The 14429-nt window shown below is 67.9% G+C and carries 16 protein-coding genes and 1 tRNA gene; 4 read left to right on the top strand and 13 right to left on the bottom strand.

The genetic code is table 11. The annotated features are described in order from the left end of the window. Positions 1 to 25: 25 nt before the first annotated feature. From EGY25_RS14695 to EGY25_RS14685, 3 genes are all read right to left on the bottom strand, one after another. Entirely contained in the window at positions 26 to 454 is a 429-nt protein-coding gene (locus tag EGY25_RS14695) for a J domain-containing protein (RefSeq protein ID WP_135195774.1), read from the bottom strand. Positions 455 to 461: 7 nt separating this feature from the next. Next, positions 462 to 1298 carry a division plane positioning ATPase MipZ gene (locus tag EGY25_RS14690; RefSeq protein WP_135195773.1) on the bottom strand — a complete coding sequence of 279 codons (837 nt, stop codon included), beginning with the start codon at positions 1296 to 1298 and terminating at the stop codon, positions 462 to 464. 129 nt (positions 1299 to 1427) lie between these two features. Next, positions 1428 to 2105 carry an SPOR domain-containing protein gene (locus tag EGY25_RS14685; RefSeq protein WP_135195772.1) on the bottom strand — a complete coding sequence of 226 codons (678 nt, stop codon included), beginning with the start codon at positions 2103 to 2105 and terminating at the stop codon, positions 1428 to 1430. A 75-nt stretch (positions 2106 to 2180) separates the two neighbouring features. Between EGY25_RS14685 and panC the strand changes: the two genes are divergently transcribed. Beyond that, positions 2181 to 3041: a pantoate--beta-alanine ligase gene (gene panC / locus EGY25_RS14680; RefSeq protein WP_135195771.1), complete on the top strand. Its 861-nt coding sequence runs from the start codon at positions 2181 to 2183 to the stop codon at positions 3039 to 3041. A gap of 45 nt (positions 3042 to 3086) precedes the next feature. On the opposite strand, the gene EGY25_RS14675 is transcribed toward panC, so the two are convergent. The 4 genes from EGY25_RS14675 to EGY25_RS16600 all read right to left on the bottom strand — a co-directional run bounded on the left by EGY25_RS14675 (position 3087) and on the right by EGY25_RS16600 (position 6370). Further along, complete coding sequence (locus EGY25_RS14675; protein ID WP_135195770.1) at positions 3087 to 3845, bottom strand: chorismate mutase; 759 nt, start codon at positions 3843 to 3845, stop codon at positions 3087 to 3089. Between the two features lie 281 nt (positions 3846 to 4126). Beyond that, a complete protein-coding gene (locus tag EGY25_RS14670; protein ID WP_135195769.1) occupies positions 4127 to 4702 on the bottom strand; it encodes a prephenate dehydratase domain-containing protein in 576 nt (191 codons plus the stop codon). A gap of 90 nt (positions 4703 to 4792) precedes the next feature. Further along, positions 4793 to 6163 (bottom strand): class II 3-deoxy-7-phosphoheptulonate synthase, encoded by a 1371-nt coding sequence (locus EGY25_RS14665; protein WP_135195768.1) that lies wholly within the window; start codon positions 6161 to 6163, stop codon positions 4793 to 4795. Positions 6164 to 6229: 66 nt separating this feature from the next. Next, entirely contained in the window at positions 6230 to 6370 is a 141-nt protein-coding gene (locus tag EGY25_RS16600; protein WP_167762578.1) for a hypothetical protein, read from the bottom strand. Positions 6371 to 6614: 244 nt separating this feature from the next. On the opposite strand from EGY25_RS16600, the gene EGY25_RS14660 reads away from it, so the two are divergent. Next, on the top strand, positions 6615 to 7544 hold the full coding sequence (locus EGY25_RS14660) for an ROK family protein (protein ID WP_135195767.1): 930 nt from the start codon (positions 6615 to 6617) through the stop codon (positions 7542 to 7544). Positions 7545 to 7561: 17 nt separating this feature from the next. Here the strand turns inward: EGY25_RS14660 and EGY25_RS14655 are convergent. The 3 genes from EGY25_RS14655 to EGY25_RS14645 all read right to left on the bottom strand — a co-directional run bounded on the left by EGY25_RS14655 (position 7562) and on the right by EGY25_RS14645 (position 9802). Beyond that, positions 7562 to 7636: transfer RNA gene (locus EGY25_RS14655), tRNA-Val, on the bottom strand. A gap of 56 nt (positions 7637 to 7692) precedes the next feature. Continuing rightward, on the bottom strand, positions 7693 to 8982 hold the full coding sequence (locus EGY25_RS14650; protein ID WP_135195766.1) for a dicarboxylate/amino acid:cation symporter: 1290 nt from the start codon (positions 8980 to 8982) through the stop codon (positions 7693 to 7695). Between the two features lie 100 nt (positions 8983 to 9082). Then, on the bottom strand, positions 9083 to 9802 hold the full coding sequence (locus EGY25_RS14645; RefSeq protein ID WP_209308100.1) for an HAD-IA family hydrolase: 720 nt from the start codon (positions 9800 to 9802) through the stop codon (positions 9083 to 9085). Between the two features lie 58 nt (positions 9803 to 9860). Between EGY25_RS14645 and glmU the strand changes: the two genes are divergently transcribed. Continuing rightward, positions 9861 to 11213: a bifunctional UDP-N-acetylglucosamine diphosphorylase/glucosamine-1-phosphate N-acetyltransferase GlmU gene (glmU, locus tag EGY25_RS14640; RefSeq protein ID WP_135195764.1), complete on the top strand. Its 1353-nt coding sequence runs from the start codon at positions 9861 to 9863 to the stop codon at positions 11211 to 11213. Next, positions 11210 to 11893, top strand: a complete 684-nt coding sequence (gene rpiA, locus EGY25_RS14635) for a ribose-5-phosphate isomerase RpiA (protein ID WP_135195763.1) — start codon at positions 11210 to 11212, stop codon at positions 11891 to 11893. The genes glmU and rpiA overlap by 4 nt, the downstream gene beginning before the upstream one ends. 3 nt (positions 11894 to 11896) lie before the next feature. Here rpiA and gspM read toward each other — a convergent pair whose 3' ends face one another. Genes gspM through gspK form a run of 3 tightly spaced genes read right to left on the bottom strand, consistent with a single transcriptional unit; the run spans position 11897 to position 14417 of the window. Then, on the bottom strand, positions 11897 to 12367 hold the full coding sequence (gene gspM / locus EGY25_RS14630; protein ID WP_135195762.1) for a type II secretion system protein GspM: 471 nt from the start codon (positions 12365 to 12367) through the stop codon (positions 11897 to 11899). Beyond that, positions 12364 to 13464 (bottom strand): type II secretion system protein GspL, encoded by a 1101-nt coding sequence (gene gspL / locus EGY25_RS14625; RefSeq protein ID WP_135195761.1) that lies wholly within the window; start codon positions 13462 to 13464, stop codon positions 12364 to 12366. The genes gspM and gspL overlap by 4 nt, the downstream gene beginning before the upstream one ends. Continuing rightward, the gene (gene gspK, locus EGY25_RS14620) at positions 13461 to 14417 is read right to left on the bottom strand and encodes a type II secretion system minor pseudopilin GspK (RefSeq protein WP_135195760.1); all 957 of its coding nucleotides are present in this window, start codon (positions 14415 to 14417) and stop codon (positions 13461 to 13463) included. The genes gspL and gspK overlap by 4 nt, the downstream gene beginning before the upstream one ends. Between the last annotated feature and the right edge of the window lie 12 nt (positions 14418 to 14429).

Raw genomic sequence — 14429 nt, 5'->3', positions numbered from 1 at the left:
GCCCCGCCTTACGCCGAAGGCGGGCTCAGACGCGTCCGGTCTTTCTCAACAGTCTATCCCGCGCCGCATTGACGCGCACGGCCAGGCCTTCGGTGCCGCCCTGATCCGGGTGAGCGCGCGCCATGGCCCGTTTCCAGGCCGCCCGTATCTCGGCCTCGCTCGCCCCCGCCCCCACGCCCAGAACGGCGCGGGCGTCGGCTTCGCTGATCGGTTCGGATCGGATCACGGGCCGAACGCGCGAGGACCAGGCCAGATAGAGGCCAGCCGCCGCCAGAGCAGCCGCCGTCAGCCACGACCCGCGAAACGCCGCCAGGGCGCCGCCGGCCAGCATGACCGCCCCCAGCAGGGTCGCCGTCACGCGCCAATGCGCCCGACCGCGTCGCTCGGTCTGCCGGCCCAGTCGCACCAGCGCCCAGACGGCGATCGCCGCCAGGGCCAGCCAGATCAAGGCCATGGAGAAATCAGGCCGCCACGTCCAAAGGGCTGAGCGCCTGTTCCAGTCCCATCGCCTTCATCAGGTTGCGCATTTCCTGACGCGCGGCGACGTGGGCCAGCGACACCGCCACCGGCCGAATGTCGTTCGACAGGTCCGCCACCGTCAGGCCGAAGGGGAAAAGCTCGCGATAGATGACCCGGTCGCGCAGGCCCGGCCCGACGCGGAACCCGACCCGTTTGGCCAGCTTGGTCATCCGCTCTTCCAGCCGCTTGCGGTTGCGCGCCTCGGCGACCGCCAGGCGGTTAGTGACCACCAGCCAATCGATGGTGGCGTGACGCCCCTGGGCGATGGCCCGCTGCTTGCGCGCCTCCCAGACGCTCTCGGAATAGATCGACGGTTTCAGCAGATCCAGCGTCACCGGGTCGACGTCGCCCAAGAGGTCGAAATCGACGAAACTGTCGTTCATCGGCGTCACGATCTGATCGGCGCGGGCATGCGCCGCGTTCGACACCGCCGTATCACCGCCCGGCGTGTCGATCAGGATGCAGTCCACGCCTTGCGCCGCCGCCTCGTTGAAGGCACGGTCGAAAGCGGCGATCTGTTCGGCGACCTCAGCCTTGGCCAGGGCCTTGCCGTCGCCCATGTCGGGGATGAAGGGTTGGGGCAGTTGCTGCCCGTTCGCGGCCAGCCAGGCCAAGCGATTGTGGAAGAAGCGCTGCATCGACCGCTGGCGCAGGTCGAGGTCGATGATCGCCACCGTCCGGCCGGCGTGCAGCATGCCGGTCACGATGTGGATGGCCAGGGTGGACTTGCCCGCCCCGCCCTTTTCGTTGCCGAGGACGATCACATGCGGCTGCGTCATTCGAGGGAATCCTCTGTGCTGACCGCGCGACTCAAGCTGCGCGGTCCTAGGTCCGGTGAGATTCGGCCTCAATGCCGCAAACGTCAACGGAACCTTAACGCACACCTGTGGACGGCGAGCGGGCGGGCCTCAGCTGTTGCGCGCGCACCATGCGTCCGCGACATCGGCGGACTGGCACACGGCGGCGGCGGTCTCGGTCGAGACCGGCCCGACCTTAAGCCGTGTCAGGTTGCGGCCGTTGACCTGAACCTCTTCGAACACCGGCGACAGGCCCGCCAGATCGGACTTGGCCCTCAGCCGCACCCATGCCTGCTGCGCGCCGGCGGGACTGGAATAGGCGCCCAGCTGGATCGTGCGCCCTTGCGTCGGAACACTCAGGCTGGCGGGACGCAACAGGGGCGCCTGAATCCGCGCGCGCGCCTCGTCCGCTGCGGCCTTGACGACGGCGGGCGCAGCCGCCTGAACCACGGGCTGGGTGACGCGGATGACGGCGTCGCGCAGACCCGTATCCTCGGCCTCGGGACGAAGGCCGGCCTGGGCGTCGCGGGCGTCCCACATGGCATGCGGGTCCATGACGGCGACCTTGACCGGCGTAAACCGGGTGGGGCGCAGACCCTCCTGCTCGGCGGATCGATGTCCGGCGTCGCGGGCGCCGGGCGTCAGAGGAACGTCGATCGCGGCGACGTTCTCGGCCATCGAACGGAAACGATGAGGATCGCTGTCCACCGCGCCGCAACCGGCCAAGGCCAGGCCGCCGGCGCAGGCCAGAGCGATCAGAACTGGACGGGTCGCTTCTGCGGGCGTCATAAGCACGACCCTAGAGCCCAGACTTTGAGGTCTGGTGCATCAACAGGCTTAAGCGGAAAGGTTAATCGCTTCATAATGATAGACGCCGCCCCCCTCCCCGTCGTCCGCACCGTCGCCGAACTGCGTGCGATCGTCCGGGACTGGAAACGACAAGGCTTGAGCGTCGGCATGGTTCCGACCATGGGCGCCCTGCATGAAGGCCACCTGACCCTGGTGCGCGAGGCCGCGCATCGCGCCGACCGCGTCGTCGCCTCCAACTTCGTCAATCCGACCCAGTTCGCCGCCCACGAAGACCTGGGCAAATATCCCCGTCAGCAGGAAGAGGACGCGCGCCTGCTGGCCGGCGCCGGCTGCCACCTGATGTTCGCCCCCCCGGCCGAAGAAATGTATCCCGAAGGCTTCGCCACCAGCATCGCCATGACCGGCCCTGCCCTTGGCCTGGAGGGGGATTTCCGGCCGCAGATGTTCGGTGGCGTCGCCCTGATCGTCACCAAGCTGTTCAACCAGGTCCAGCCCGATGTCGCCGTCTTCGGCGAGAAAGACTATCAGCAACTGATGGTCATTCGTCGCTTCGTGCGGGATCTGGATCTGCCGGTCGAGATCGTCGGCGCCCCGACCGAACGCGACGGCTGGGGCCTGGCCCTGTCCTCGCGCAACGGCTACCTGTCAGAGGCGGAACTGGAGATCGCGCGGCGTCTGAACGGCATTCTGGCTGAAGCCGGCGTCCAGGCCGCCAGCGGGCGCCCCCTGCCCGGCGTCGAGCGCGAAGCCTATGCCGCCATCCTGAAAGCCGGGTTCGAGCGCGTCGACTACGTCGTCATTCGCCACGCCGAGGATCTGACGCCGTTCCGCAACGACATCGTCGACGCCCCCGCCCGCATCCTGACCGCCGCCTGGCTGGGCAAGACGCGCCTGATCGACAATATGGCCGTCTGAAACGACAGGGGCCGCATCCGTTCGCCGAATGCGGCCCCTTTCAGATCAGCCGATGGCGCCGACGCAGCCCTCGGCCTCGCCCGGCGCCAGGTGGGCGTCGGTCAGGGCGATGGTCCAGCCGTGATGGGTATTCAGGCCCCAGCGCCGCGCGCCGCCGCCGTCGCCCGCATCTCCGCCCGCCGTCACCACGACGCGGCGGCCTTTCGGCAGGGCCGGCGGATCGATCTTGCCCACGGCCAGCGACGTCGGCGTCTCTCCGCCGTATCCGTCGAATACGCTGAGCATCGACCATTCGCGACGCAGGCCCATCCACCAGGCGTCCTCGGTATTGATCGCCAGCACCGCGATGCCGTGCCCCTCGGCGGCGAAGGCCAGGGCCTTCTGTGGATCGCGCACCATTTTGATGTCGGCGGCGGCGCCGAAGCGCAGGCGGGCGCCGTCATAGGCGCGGGTCGGTTCGATCGGAGCCCAGACCTGCACCTGCAACCGCCCCTGGCGCGCCAGGCCCCAGCCGACGATCTCGCGCCACAGATGCTCGACCGCCTCGGCGTTCTCGGGCTGAGCCTGTTTCAGCATCCGCGACAGCACGGTCTGCTCGCGGTCGGGACGAAGCTTGGTATGCGGGCCTGTCGGCGCATCCTTGGCGCGGCCCACGGTGGCGGCGACGGCGAGGCGTTGCTCGAACAGGGCCAGGATCTGATCGTCGATGCTGTCGATCTCGGCGCGCAGGGCGGCGAGCGCCTGTTGCTCGGGCGTCAGGTCGGCCATGTCAGGCCACACTTGCTGGACGTTGGAATTGGGCATGGGATCGGGCTTTCGGCATTCTGAATTTCGATATGTGCAGGGGCGAACAGCCGCTCTGATCCAGAGCGGTCGCCGGTGAGACGGTCAGGGACGAAAAGCGCCCGACGCCTCAGCCGGCGTATCGAAAGCCGTAAAAGCCGTAGCCGAAATAGAGGCCGGAAACCGCGCGCGAACGGTCGGAAGAAACAGAAAGGGCGCGCTGGCGGGACATGGTCCGGTTCCGGTTATGCGGATCGTTTTGCGATCCGTGCAGGTCTTAAGGACGCAAAGACCGTGCGCCGTCAACCCTCAGGGAAGCTCAACAGGACAAAACGCGTCTGATTATCGCTGGAATCCTGCAAGTCGTTGCGCAGGATCGACAGGCCATAGACCTCTGCGGCGCCGACCGGGGCGATGGCCGCCCGCGTCGGATCGCCCGCTTCGGCGACATCGCGCGCCGCGCCTGCGGTGTCGAAATGCTCGATCACCTCGACGTTCAGCCCGGCCAGCGTGCCCTTGCACTGAGCCAGGGCGATGGGGTGGCTTTCCACCGTTTTGATGTCAGACAACCGCGCGCCTGGCGTCGCCATCAGGGCGTGACGGATCGGCCGCCAGACCTCGGCCACAGGCTTCACGCCAAGTCCGCCCACCAGCGTCGCCGCCGGCTCCACGAGGCCGATGGTCGAGTTCTCAACGGGGATCAGGGCGCAGCCGCAATCGCCGGCCCGAAGCGCATCCAGCGCCTGGGCGAAGGTCTCGAACGCCACAGCCTCGTCCCACGGCCGCAGGGCCAGGCAGGCCTCGTGGCTGAACGAGCCGGGCGCGCCCTGATAGGCGACCCGACCGGGCTTTTCGTCAATCTGAGCCGCAACTTCCATCGATCACTACCTCGGAATCGTCCCGATCAGGCGCTGCGGAGATGGCGTCACCATGACCGGATCAGCCCGCATTTTAGGCGCTGACGGCGGCTAGGCCGCCGCCGACTGCGCCACCCGCCCCGCCTTGAGCCGCTCGGCCACCAGGAAGGCCAGCTCCAGCGCCTGGTCGGCGTTCAGGCGCGGGTCGCAATGGGTGTGATAGCGGTTGGACAGGTCGTCCTCGGTCACGGCCTGGGCCCCGCCGATGCACTCGGTGACGTTCTGGCCGGTCATTTCCAGGTGGACGCCGCCGGGGTGGACGCCCTCGGCCTCGGCCACGTCGATGAAGGTCCGCACCTCGCCCAGGATCCGGTCGAACGGCCGTGTCTTGTAGCCGTTGCCGGCCTTCAGCGTATTGCCGTGCATCGGGTCGATCGACCAGATCACCTTGCGGCCCGACGCCTTCACTTCGCGCATCAGCTTAGGCAGGCGCTCGCCGACCTTGTCGTGACCGAAACGGCCGATCAGGGTCAGGCGACCCGAGACATTGTCCGGGTTCAGGGCGTCGATCAGCGGCAGCAGGTCGTCGGCCGTCATGGTCGGCCCGCACTTCACGCCGATGGGGTTCTTGATCCCCTTCATGAACTCGACGTGGGCGCCGTCCAGCTGACGGGTGCGCTCGCCGATCCACAACATGTGGGCCGAAGTGTCGAACCATTCGCCCGAACCGCCGTCCAGACGCGTCAGGGCGCTCTCGACGTTCAGCAACAGGGCCTCGTGGCTGGTGAAGACCTCGACCCGGCTCAGGTCCGGATGGGTCTCGGGCGTGACGCCGACGGCCTCCATGAAGGCCAGGGCCTCAGTGATCTTGTCGGCCAGTTCGCGGTACTGGGCCCCGGCGGCGTTGTCACCCGCGAAGCCCAGGGTCCAGCGGTGAATGTTGTACAGGTCGGCATAGCCGCCGCCGGCGAAGGCCCGCAGCAGGTTCAGGGTCGAGGCCGACTGGTTATAGGCCCGGATCAGGCGCTGCGGATCGGGCACGCGCTCTTCCGGAGTGAACCCCATGCCGTTGATGATGTCGCCGCGATAGCTGGGCAGCTCGACGCCGTCGATCTCCTCCAGCGGCGACGAACGCGGCTTGGCGAACTGGCCGGCGATCCGGCCGACCTTCACCACCGGCTTGCGGCCGGCGAAGGTCAGGACCACCGCCATCTGCAGGATCAGGCGGAAGGTGTCGCGGATATTGTCGGTCGAGAACTCCTTGAAGCTCTCGGCGCAGTCGCCGCCCTGAAGCAGAAAGGCCTCGCCGCGCTCCACCTGGGCCAGTTTCGACGTCAGGCGGCGCGCCTCGCCGGCGAAGACGAGCGGCGGCAGGGCGCGCAACTCGTCCTCGACGACGGCGAGGGCTTTGGGATCTGGATAGTCCGCCGGCATGTGCAGGGCGGTCTTGGTTCTCCAGCTTTCGGGGGTCCAGCGTGTCATCGTGCAAGAATAGGACTTTGCGCCTGTCCAAACAACGAAAAGACGGATGGATTTTGCCGTAAGACGTCAGTCTTCGGCGGGCGGCGCCTTTTCAGTCGCGGTTTCAGCCTTGCGCTCGGCCTTGGCCGCCGCCTTCTCGGCTGCCTTTATGGCTGCCGCGCGGTCGCGTTCCTGACGCTCGAAGCTGTAGTTGGGTTTGCGGGCCATTGGCGTCCTCGTCTCATGTCCTAGTCTGGCGGTGAAGGTGGCGATGCATCGCGTTCAACGCAATCGCCAAATCCTGCCGCGCACGGATTGCTCCTCAGAGCAGCCGTTCCTTGCGTGTCAGAATCTTCGTCGTGGCGTCCAGCGTGATCAATATGCGAGCAAGAAGTGTCATGGGCGATAAACGCCTTAAGGCACTCCGCGTTCAGTCCCGCAAACCTTTGTCGCACCCAACAGGCGAGCCACAATGACCCAACCCATCCTGCTCGGCGGCGTCGAGGCCGGCGGCACCAAATTCATCTGCGGCGTCGCGGACGTCGGCGGCAGGATCATCGACCAGATCCGAATCCCCAACACAACGCCTGACGAGACGCTGGACGCGGTCGCCGCCTTCTTCGTCAAGGCCCAGGCGCGCCACGGCAAGCTGGCGGCGCTGGCGATCGGCAGCTTCGGTCCCCTCTCCTTGCGCTCTGACGCGGCCGATTACGGCGCGATCACCACGACGCCCAAACCCGGCTGGAGCAACATCAATCTGCTCGCCCATCTGCGGCGCACGCTGGATGTACCGATGACGCTGGACACCGACGTGAACGGCTCGGCCATTGGCGAACACCTGTTCGGCAGCGGAAAGGGGTTGGACAGCTTCTGCTACGTCACGGTCGGGACCGGCGTCGGCGTCGGCGTGATGATCGACGGCGCGCCTCATGGCGGGGCGAACCATCCCGAAGCCGGTCATATCCGCCTGCCCCGCGCAAAGGGCGACGAGACGTTCGCGGGCGTCTGCCCCTTCCACGGCGACTGCCTGGAAGGCCTGACCAGCGGCCCTGCCCTTCACGTCCGCTGGGGCGCGCCGGCCGAGACCTTTGCGACAGACCACCCGGCTTGGGCGATGGCGGCCGAATATATCGCCGGCCTCTGCACGAACCTGACGTACATGCTGCGGCCCGAGCGAATCATCATCGGCGGCGGCGTGATGCAGCCGCAGATGTACGATCTGGTTCGGCAGGCGCTGACAAGACAGTTGGGCGGTTATGACGCCAGCCTCCGCGATCTCGACATGGAGGCCTATGTCGCGGCCCCGACCGCCGGCGCCTCGGCCGGCTTGATCGGCGCCTTCGCAATCGCCTATCGCTCGATCACAGGCCAATGGCCGCCAGACTGGGCGACGCAAGGGTAGACTGGAAATGGGGAAGATGGTGGACGCGACAGGGATTGAACCTGTGACCCCCTCGGTGTGAACGAGGTGCTCTCCCGCTGAGCTACGCGTCCTTGCCTTGCGGAGGCGGCGACATAGCCCGGTCGCCGTCCCCGCGCAAGCGCCTGTTTCAGATTCCGGCGGCGCGAACACCTTCGGCCGTGTCGGCTTCCGGGTCGCCCGGCAGCCAGGCGACGTGACCATTGTAAATGTCCTCGTTCAAGATCCCCTCCTCCTTGGCCACCAGCACCGGCACCAGCATCTGGCCGGTGACGTTCGTCGCCGTGCGCATCATGTCGATGATCCGGTCAATGGCGACGATATAGCCGATGCCTTCCAGCGGGAGACCGGCCGTAGACAGGGTCAGGGTCAGCATGACGATGCTGGTTCCCGGCACGCCCGCGGTGCCTAGCGAGCCCAGCACCGCCGTCAGGCCGATCAGGATATACTGCGTCAGGGTCAGATCGATCTTGAAATACTGGGCGATGAAAATCGAGGCGATGGCCGGATAGATGGCGCCGCACCCGTCCATCTTCACATTGGCGCCCAACGGTACGGCGAAGGCGGCATAGGCCTGGGGCACGCCCAGACGCTCGACCGTCTGGCGCAGGGTGATCGGCAGGGTGCCGAGCGACGACGAGGTCGCGAATGCTGTCTGCTGCGCCGCGAAGGCGCCGCGGAAGAAGCTGGTCACCTTCAGACCGTGAAGCTTCAGCAGGCCCGAATAGACGATCAGGATGTGGAACAGGCAGGCGGCATAGATGGCGCCGATGAACTTCAGCAGGGGCAGCAGGGCTTCCCAGCCATAACCGCCGACGACCGAGCCGATCAGGCCGAACACGCCGATGGGCGTCAGCTGGATCACCCAGCGGGTAATGCGGAAAATGACCGCCGCGCCTTCGTCCACCAGCCGTCGCACCCCCTGCGCCCGGTCGCCCAGCGCCACCAGCGCCATACCAACCAGGGCAGAGAAGAAGATGATCTGCAGCACCTTGCCCTCGGCGAGGGCCGCAAACGGATTGGTCGGCACCACGCCGATCAGCACTTCGAGCGGCGTGGGGATCACCCGATCCTTGACCTCGCCCAGCGGCAGGTTGGACAGGCCGACGCCCGGATTGATGATGTGCCCGAACGCGAACCCGACCAGCACGGCCAGCAGCGAGGTGATGGCGAACCAGACGATGGTCCGCACGCCCAGCCGCACGGCCCCCGCACCCTCGCCTAGCTTGGCGATGGAGCTTGCGATGGTGAACAGCACCAGGGGCGCCACCACCATGCGGATCAGGTTCAGATAGACGTCGCCGATCGGCTGAAGCCAGACCTCGGCCCGCTCCCGCAGGATCAACCCGGCGATGATGCCGAGGATGAAGCCGGCGGCGGTGCGCTGCCAAAGCGGAATCTTGAAGAAGCGAGCGAACATAGAGGGACTTTCAACAGGGGTGCGCCAATCTGTCCATCGCCGTGTCGATCCGCAATCGCTCGGGCGATCATTCAGCCGACAGATTTCCTGTCGGCGCCCCTCAGAATTTCAGCGCCTTCATGACGTAGAAGTCCGACAGAATGCCGTCGATGGCCTCTTCGACGTCCTCGAATTCGTCGATCAACACGTCGGCGCCCAGGTCCTCGACCGGCACCGGCGTGAAACCGAAGGTGACCAGGATGCACGGCATGCCCGCATCCTTGGCCGCATCGGCGTCGGGCGCCGCGTCCCCGACCATGATGGCGCGTTCGGGATCGCCGCCGGCCTTGACGACCGCCTCCTTCAGATGCGCGCCTGACGGCTTGCGCGCGCTGACCCGATCCGGCCCGACGATGGCGGCGAAATGCCGATTCAGATCCAGCTTTTCCAGCAGCAATTCCGATAGATCCGACCGCTTGTTGGTCGCCACGACCAGGATCGCTCCGCGTTCGCTCAGCCGCTCCAACGTCTCGACCACCCCGTCGAACGGTTGCGACCCGTCGGCGATGTGGGCGGCGTAATCGACCAGGAACCGTTCGAACAGTTCGTCGGACTGCGCCCGTTCGACCGAGGCCCCGGCGGCCTCGAACCCATGAACCAGCAGCGCCCGCGCGCCCGAACCGATCAGGGTCGAGGCGGCTTCCATCGGAACGGGCGGCAGTCCCTCCTCGACCAGCAAGCGGTTCAGGGTTCCGATCAGATCCGGCGCGGAATCGACCAGCGTCCCATCCAGATCGAAGGCGATGGTCCAGCCTTCCAGGTCGCGATCGGTCATCCACATCTCCCGCTGGCCCGCATGATGGGCTAGATCGCAGGACGACTAGACCGCGAGACGATTCATGACCAGCCAGACGCGCGCCCGCGCCGCCATCATTCTCGCCGCCGGCCAGGGCACGCGGATGAAGTCACCCCTGCCCAAGGTGCTGCACCCGGTCGCCCACCGCGCCATGCTGGACCACGCCATCGATGCGGCCGAGGGCCTGGGCTGTGAACGGATCGTCGTCGTGGTCGGAACCCACTCGCCCGAGGTCCGCGCCCATGTGGTCAAGCGGTTGGGCGAGGCGGCCATCGCCGTCCAAGACCCGCCGCTCGGCACCGGCCACGCCGTCCGCGCCGCCGAACAGGCGCTCTCCGGTTTCGACGGCGAGGTGGTCGTCACCTACGGCGACGTGCCCCTGCTGAAAGCCGCCGACATCGAGCCTGTGTTCAATGCCGATGGTGTGACCGTGATCGGCTTCGAGGCGCACGATCCCGGCGCCTACGGCCGGCTGATCCTCGACGGCGAGACCCTGACCGCCATCACCGAGGCCAAGGAAGCCTCGGCCGAAATCCTTGCCATCACCGCATGCAACTCTGGCGTCATGGCCGCGCCTGCCGCCCTGCTGTTCTCGCTGCTGGCGGATGTCCGCAACGACAACGCCAAAGGCGAATACTATCTGACCGACGTGGTCGAACTGGCGCGCAAGGGCGGCCACCCGACCCGCGCCGTCTTCGCCGCCGAGGACGCCGTCATGGGCGTCAACTCTCAGGCCGAACTGGCTCAGGCCGAGGCCCTGTTCCAGAGCGTCCAGCGGGACTTCTTCCTAGCCGCCGGCGTCACCATGGCCGCGCCCGACACCGTCCATTTCGCCTGGGACACTCAGATCGGCGGCGGAACCGTGATCGAACCCTTCGTCGTCTTCGGTCCCGGCGCGGTGATCGAGGGCGGTGCCCGCATCCGCAGCTTCAGCCATGTCGAAGGCGCCCGTGTCGCTTCCGGCGCCGAGGTCGGTCCCTACGCCCGGCTGCGGCCCGGCGCGGATCTGGCTGAGGGGGTCAAGATCGGCAACTTTGTCGAGGTGAAGAATGTGAAGATGGCCGAGGGCGCCAAGGCCAACCACCTGGCCTATCTGGGCGACGGCTCGGTCGGGGCGGGGACCAATATCGGCGCTGGAACCATCTTCTGCAACTACGACGGCTTCAACAAGGCCCGGACCCAGGTCGGCGCCGGGGCCTTCGTCGGCTCGAACTCCAGCCTGGTCGCCCCGGTCGTCATCGGCGACGGCGCCATCGTCGCCTCGGGATCGGTGATCACCGAGGACGTGCCGGCCGACGCCCTTGCCTTCGGCCGTGCGCGACAGACCCTCAAGCCGGACGCCGGCGCCGCCTTCCGCGAGAAGGCGAAAGCTCAGAAAGCCGCAAAATCCAAATGAGCGACATCCAGAAAAAGAACGCCGGCGAGGCCGCCGCCGCCCATGTCGAGGCCGGCATGGTCGTCGGCCTGGGCACCGGCTCGACCGCCGCCTGGTTCGTCAAGGCGTTGGCGGCGCGGGGCCTGCCCGGTCTGCGCTGTGTCCCGACCTCGGAAAAGACCGCTGACCTGGCGCGCGAACTGGGCCTGACCCTGTCGACGCTGGAAGACACGCCCCGCATAGACCTGACTGTCGATGGCGCCGACGAGGTCGGCCCCGGTCTCGCCCTGATCAAGGGCGGCGGCGCGGCCCTGCTGCGCGAAAAACTGGTGTGGGAGGCCTCGGCCTGCTGCATCGTCATTGCCGATGCGGCCAAGGTGGTTCCGGTGCTGGGGATCTTCCCCCTGCCGATAGAGGTGGTCGCCTTTGGCCACAAAACCACGGCCAACCGCATCGCCGACGTCCTGATCGATCATGACATCAATCAGCCCGCCCGCGTACGTCAGGCAGATCGCGGTCTGGTCCGCACCGACGGCGGCAACCTGATCTACGACGCCGGCTGCAAGGCCATCCACGATCCGGTTCGCTTGGCCGACGATCTGAAACTGATCACCGGCGTCGTCGAGCACGGCCTGTTCCTGGACCTTGCGGACCTGGCCATCATCGGCACGGATGAAGGCTTCGAGGAACGCCTGCCCTGACCGCTATTTCGCCGCCAGAGCCCCTTCGACGCTCAGGGTCGCATCGGCGTTCTCGACCACGTTGAGGCTGCTCGCCTGAATGCCGCGCCCGTCCAGCGCCGCCAGCCAGCCGAAGGCCCCAGCGGTCGAGACATTACTCAGGGCGAACCCCAGGCCGCCGTCGGGAGACATCCCCATGACGGGTGAAACGCCGCCGGCCGCGCTGACCTCGGCCACGACGCCCTGAACGTCCACACCGCTCGCCCCCGTCGAACGGGGCGCCGCTTCGCCGAGCGCGCGCCGGATCGTGGACAGGTCCGCCTCCGCCGTCACACGCTGATCGGCCGCATCGGCGCGCCAGGCCCAAACCGGCCGCACGATCAGCAGCCACGCCAGAACCGCGAACATCAGCAGCCCCATCACTGCCAGCATCCGCTGCTCGCGCAGGGACCGTCCGTCCCACCAGGCCATGGCCTGTGCGATCATCCCGTTCATGACGCGCCTCCCAGCACGACTTCGCTGACCACGCGACCGCCGTCCTCGACGGTGCTGGTGTCCGACAGGCTCAAACCCGATCCGTTCAGCGCCGTCCGCATGGCGTCCAGGTCGCCGAAAGCGGGATAGCTGACGGTGGCCCTAAGCCCCTGGCCGGCCAAAGACGACATGCCGTCCAGTTCCGCGTCCTCAACACCCTCCACCGCAGCGAACAGGGCGGCGGACGCTGCGGCCATGCCGCCGGGCGGCGGGGCCGCAGCCAGCTGACGGCGCGCCTCCGCGATCGGATCCGCCGCCTTGGCCGCGTCCGGCAACGCCTCCGCGATCAGGGCCAGCGTCGCTTCACGCGCCTGACTGGCCTCATGCCGGTCATGCGCGGCGCCCGCGACGGCCAGGATCAGCGGCGAGATCACCACCGCCGCAGCCAGGGCCGCGACCCGACGCCAGCCGCCGCTCGATACCTGGCGTATCCGCTCCACGCCGGACAGCAGATTGACCGGCAGCGGCGCGGTCGCCAGCGCCGACAGGGCGGCGTCCCAATCCCCGACCGGCGCCAGCGACCGATCGCCCGCTATGGCTTCCACCAGATCGGCTTGGACCGTGGCGGCGAACCCGCGCCCGCGCAGAGCCACATCGCCGCCGACCGCGACCGTCGCCAGGGTCAGGTCGTCCTGAGGCTCAGGCAGGACCAGGCAGTCGGGCACCACGGCCTCGACCGAGACGCCCAGGGCGGCCAGATAGTCGATCCAGGCCTCCAGCAGGGTGGCGCTGACGGCGGCGGTCAGGCGGGGACCGTCCGCGACGCCGGGCGCGCCGACGGCGACCACGGTGCGATCCGGCAGGGCCGCCAGGTCGTCCTTCAGCATCCAGCGCGCCGCCGCCCGCGTTTGGGCCGCGCCGCCGACCGGCAGGTCCAGCCACCGGATCAGGACATCGGCCCCCGGCGCGACCGCAATGGTGCGCACCTCGGCGTGCGGCGCCTCGCCTTCCAGCAGCAAGGCGCCGCGCTGAAGCACCCGGCCGTGGCCATCAAAGACGACGAAGGGCGCGGGCATGGACGCCGCCGGGGGGATCTGGACAATGCGGGTCGTGGTCATTCTTCGGGTATCCAGCGGCGGATGACGGTGCGCACGCTCCCTTCGGGCGCGGCGTACAACAGGGCGGTGCGGACGGCGTGGGCGCCGCCGTAGTCGACATCGACGGTCAGGTCGAAAAAGCGCGTCAGCAGCGTGGCCTGCGCGCGCGTCTCGTCGTCGGGCGTGAAATCCTGCAAGGCCGGCTGCGCCCAGAAGGCGTCGGCGCTGGCCCAACCGGTCGCCGGACGCGCGGCGATGGCGGTCTTCGCCGCCGCCGGCCCCAGCGCGCCGCGCGTCAGCATCGTCAGCAAAGGCGCCTGATCCGGTCTCAGGGTGTTCACATTGATCGCAGACAGCCGGGTCGTCGGCAGGGCGCAGACATAGGGCCTCAGACGCCGGTAAAGCCCCTCGTCCATCCCGGCGACGGCGCGCATCTCGCTGACATCAGCCAGCATGATACCGGCGGTGCGATAGGGAACCGACAGTCCTGCGTATCGCGCATCCTCCGCGGCCCCCGGCAGGGGGTCGCCGTCCGCGTCCATCCAGTCGGTCAAGGCGGCGCCGACCGTCGCCATTCGCGTGCGCGGCAACCCCAGCGCCGTCCCCAGCGCCACGAACTGCGCCAGCCCCTCCGGTCGTGCCACCAAGTCCTCGCCCTGGCCCAGCACCAGACTGTTCAGGTTGAAACAGGCCTGGCCGTCATGGACCACCGCCTGGATCGCGCCGTCCTCGATAGGGAAGCTGAGCACCCTCCCATCCCATCGCGGCTCCAGCGGCGTGCGGACGGAGTCTGCGGCCATCAGGTCCTCGATCTGGCGCCTCGCCAGGCTTTCTGCGCCGGCGGCGTACCACTGGGCCTGGGCCTGGGTCTCGACATTGGTCGTGCGGCGAACGGAAAAGCGCACGTCGTCCAGAATGGCCACCGCCACGACGGCCATCACCGCCACCAGCAGCAGGACGGTCAGCAGGGCCATCCCCTCGCGTTC

Origin of the sequence: Brevundimonas intermedia (assembly GCF_004614235.1) — a bacterium.
Taxonomy (GTDB): Bacteria; Pseudomonadota; Alphaproteobacteria; order Caulobacterales; family Caulobacteraceae; genus Brevundimonas; species Brevundimonas intermedia_A.
This window is presented reverse-complemented; position numbering and strand designations above follow the sequence as displayed.

What these genes read in the sequence shown, in the direction of transcription:
- EGY25_RS14690 (WP_135195773.1), bottom strand. Translation starts at nt 1,298, where the DNA reads ATGACGCAGCCGCATGTGATCGTCCTCGGCAACGAAAAGGGCGGGGCG.
- panC (WP_135195771.1), top strand. Translation starts at nt 2,181, where the DNA reads ATGATAGACGCCGCCCCCCTCCCCGTCGTCCGCACCGTCGCCGAACTG.
- glmU (WP_135195764.1), top strand. Translation starts at nt 9,861, where the DNA reads ATGACCAGCCAGACGCGCGCCCGCGCCGCCATCATTCTCGCCGCCGGC.
- EGY25_RS14645 (WP_209308100.1), bottom strand. Translation starts at nt 9,802, where the DNA reads ATGTGGATGACCGATCGCGACCTGGAAGGCTGGACCATCGCCTTCGAT.
- gspK (WP_135195760.1), bottom strand. Translation starts at nt 14,417, where the DNA reads ATGGCCCTGCTGACCGTCCTGCTGCTGGTGGCGGTGATGGCCGTCGTG.
- gspM (WP_135195762.1), bottom strand. Translation starts at nt 12,367, where the DNA reads ATGAACGGGATGATCGCACAGGCCATGGCCTGGTGGGACGGACGGTCC.
- rpiA (WP_135195763.1), top strand. Translation starts at nt 11,210, where the DNA reads ATGAGCGACATCCAGAAAAAGAACGCCGGCGAGGCCGCCGCCGCCCAT.
- EGY25_RS14675 (WP_135195770.1), bottom strand. Translation starts at nt 3,845, where the DNA reads ATGCCCAATTCCAACGTCCAGCAAGTGTGGCCTGACATGGCCGACCTG.
- EGY25_RS14650 (WP_135195766.1), bottom strand. Translation starts at nt 8,982, where the DNA reads ATGTTCGCTCGCTTCTTCAAGATTCCGCTTTGGCAGCGCACCGCCGCC.
- EGY25_RS14665 (WP_135195768.1), bottom strand. Translation starts at nt 6,163, where the DNA reads ATGACACGCTGGACCCCCGAAAGCTGGAGAACCAAGACCGCCCTGCAC.
- EGY25_RS14670 (WP_135195769.1), bottom strand. Translation starts at nt 4,702, where the DNA reads ATGGAAGTTGCGGCTCAGATTGACGAAAAGCCCGGTCGGGTCGCCTAT.
- EGY25_RS14660 (WP_135195767.1), top strand. Translation starts at nt 6,615, where the DNA reads ATGACCCAACCCATCCTGCTCGGCGGCGTCGAGGCCGGCGGCACCAAA.
- EGY25_RS14685 (WP_135195772.1), bottom strand. Translation starts at nt 2,105, where the DNA reads ATGACGCCCGCAGAAGCGACCCGTCCAGTTCTGATCGCTCTGGCCTGC.
- EGY25_RS16600 (WP_167762578.1), bottom strand. Translation starts at nt 6,370, where the DNA reads ATGGCCCGCAAACCCAACTACAGCTTCGAGCGTCAGGAACGCGACCGC.
- gspL (WP_135195761.1), bottom strand. Translation starts at nt 13,464, where the DNA reads ATGACCACGACCCGCATTGTCCAGATCCCCCCGGCGGCGTCCATGCCC.
- EGY25_RS14695 (WP_135195774.1), bottom strand. Translation starts at nt 454, where the DNA reads ATGGCCTTGATCTGGCTGGCCCTGGCGGCGATCGCCGTCTGGGCGCTG.